Source organism: Micromonospora rubida, from assembly GCF_009908295.1.
In the GTDB taxonomy this organism is placed as follows: Bacteria; Actinomycetota; Actinomycetes; order Mycobacteriales; family Micromonosporaceae; genus Micromonospora; species Micromonospora rubida.
This window is the reverse complement of sequence record NZ_JAAALO010000025.1, coordinates 1-2,437: the sequence shown is the minus strand read 5'-3', so window position 1 is coordinate 2,437 and position 2,437 is coordinate 1. Positions and strand designations below refer to the sequence as shown.

Genomic DNA, 2,437 nt, shown 5'->3' with positions numbered 1-2,437 from the left:
GGCAGCTGACCGTGGTGACACCGGTGCGTTGAGGGATTTGGCCGGGCTTCGGCAGCGGGCGGGTGATCGCGCTGGTGCTGAGGCCCTGTACCAGTGGGCGGTCGACCGTGGTGACACCGGTGCGTTGAGGGACCTGGCTCGGATGCGGGAGGAGGCCGGTGATCGCGATGGTGCTGAATCCCTGGCCATCCAGGCAGCTGACCGCGGCGATCTAAATGCGTCGCTGGACCTGGCCTTTCGGCTGCTGCGAGCCGGTGACCGCGCCGGTGCTGAGGCTCTGGCCGTCCAGGCTGCCGACCGTGGTGACACCATCCCGTTGCGGCTTGTGGCTTCGCAGCGGCAGCAGGCTGGTGACGGTGCCGGTGCTGAGGCCCTGTTGCGGCAGGCGGTCAACCGTGGTGGCGAGTCCGTGGCGTTGCGGGAGCTGATCGAACTAAGGGGGAACGTTGCAGACGCGGCTCGAATGTGGCAACTCGGGATGACCGGATCTGGCACCGCCGCGACCGAGTTGGATTTCGGCTCCTACGGTGGTGTGGTTACTGGCCCGTAACCGTCTACTTGGCGTACACCAGCACCGCCCAGCGGATGCGCAACGAGGAACCATGGGCAGGACGTCGCCACAGCGATCGGCCACCGCAGGTGGGCTCATCGAGCCCACCGCCTGGCCCCGGCCTACACCCACCGCCACCTGCCGCGCCCACAGCATCAAGCAGGGCTACGGCATTGCGCGTGTTGCGGCGGTTGCCGCTGCCCGGTGCGGCCAGTGCGTCGCGTGCTCGGGGTGGACGACTTCGCCCTCCGACGGCGCCATCGCTACACGACCGTGCTCATCGACGCCCAGCCCCGGCAACGGATTGATGTCCTGCCCGACCGCAAGGCCGACACACCCTGGAGGCGTGGCTGACCGCCCTGTTCACGCCGATCCAGGACGTACTCAGCTGACCTGCTCTTTTCTCAGTGTTTCTGCTCCGACTGGCGGGTGTTTTTACTTGAGGTGCTCCGGCTGCCTGTGAGTGAGGTGCTGCCAGGCGGTTTCTGTTAGGGCGGAAGCAGAAGCGGCTGTAGCCCGGCGTGGTGCACGTCGGGCCACAGCCGCTTCGGGTGGGGCGGGAAGCCGTCAGGCAGCCGCTGCGGCCGGCGCCGGACCGGATTCGCGGCGGGCGGCTGCGGCACGGCCTGCCCGCCGCTGACCGCGCTGTCCGGCCCGCAGCCGCAGTCGCGCCACGGTTTCCGGCGACGCGCCTCCGGTCAACAGCCCGTCGGTGAGGGCCTCGGCAATGCGGCTGTCGATGCGCGACAGCCGCATGCGCAGGGCGTCCACGCTGACGCCGTTGATGGCGGCGATGGGCTCGATCGCGCGGTGCCCGAGCCGGACATCGATGTAGGCCTGCTCGTCCTCCGGGTCGAGAATCCCGAGGGTCACCGCACGGCGGACGAGGAGGTCCGGATGCCCGTACGGCACCCTCGGGGTCCGGGGTCCGGCGGCGACGTGCTCGATGTCCTCCACCGGCAGGTACTCCCGCTGCTGCAGGCGCAGGTCCCGCCCGGCCCGCCACGCTGCCCTGCACAGACCCGCGTACGGTGCCGGCCTGGTCAGGTCGGCCCGGTCGCGCAGCGCGGTCAGAAAGCCGGTCAGGATCTCGGCATCCACGTCCGCCGGGTCGCCGGCGTACCCCTCGCAGAGCCGGGCCGCGTACTGCCGCAGCGCCGGCAACGCCATGCCGACCGCGGCGACGAGCCAGTGCGGCCCGTCGAGCCGGGCGCGGCGGATCAACTCCCGCCACACCTCGTCACGCGCCGTATAGGCACGGGGGTGGCGCAGCAGCCAGTCCCGCAGCGCGGGCAGCGGCAGCACCCCCTGCGGGAGACCAGTGTCGGGACCGAACGCCGCGCAGTCGAGCACCAGCGGCGCGGGTTCACACGTCAGCGCGGCGAAGGCGGTCGCCGCCGCGTCAAGGGCGGAAGTGGGCCAGTCCGTAACGTCGGACACGCTCATGTCAAACTCCTGTGACAACGAAGGGATTCGATGACCGCCGCCGGTGTTGTCGCGGCGAGCGGTGGCGCCGATTCCGCCACAGGGGCCTCACAAGCCTCTGACAGAGCTACTCAGACCTCGAATCGCCGCCCATTCCCCGGCGTCTGTCAACGGCCCACCCGCAAGACCCTTCATCGGCCCTCATCTCTGTCGGAGATTCAGGTGAAGCCGGTTGACCTGCCCTGTGACAGGCTGACAGAAGCTGTCAGCCACGCTTGCGGCGGCGCTGTCACCGGTTCACCCCGCGACCGATGACACGGCGCCGACAACACTCACAGTGAGTTTCCCCCGCTTTGATGGAGCGGTGGTTACCTGCTGCCGGCTGGCGCAGGGGTGGCGATAGGTGGCTCGGCTGGATGGTTCTGCCGGGTGTGCCAGGCAGTCTCGTACTCGTTGGGGCTG

General features: G+C 69.6%; 2 protein-coding genes and 1 pseudogene. 2 read left to right on the top strand and 1 reads right to left on the bottom strand.

Annotated elements, in window-relative coordinates; translation table 11 throughout:
* Window positions 1–550: tetratricopeptide repeat protein (locus GVV04_RS32560; protein WP_407938870.1), on the top strand; the 550-nt coding region annotated here is incomplete at its 5' end.
* Between the two features lie 158 nt (window positions 551–708).
* Window positions 709–903, top strand: a pseudogene (locus tag GVV04_RS32555) (transposase); the annotation flags it as partial.
* A gap of 214 nt (window positions 904–1,117) precedes the next feature.
* Here GVV04_RS32555 and GVV04_RS31875 read toward each other — a convergent pair.
* On the bottom strand, window positions 1,118–1,996 hold the full coding sequence (locus GVV04_RS31875) for an RNA polymerase sigma factor (protein WP_161692710.1): 879 nt from the start codon (window positions 1,994–1,996) through the stop codon (window positions 1,118–1,120).
* Between the last annotated feature and the right edge of the window lie 441 nt (window positions 1,997–2,437).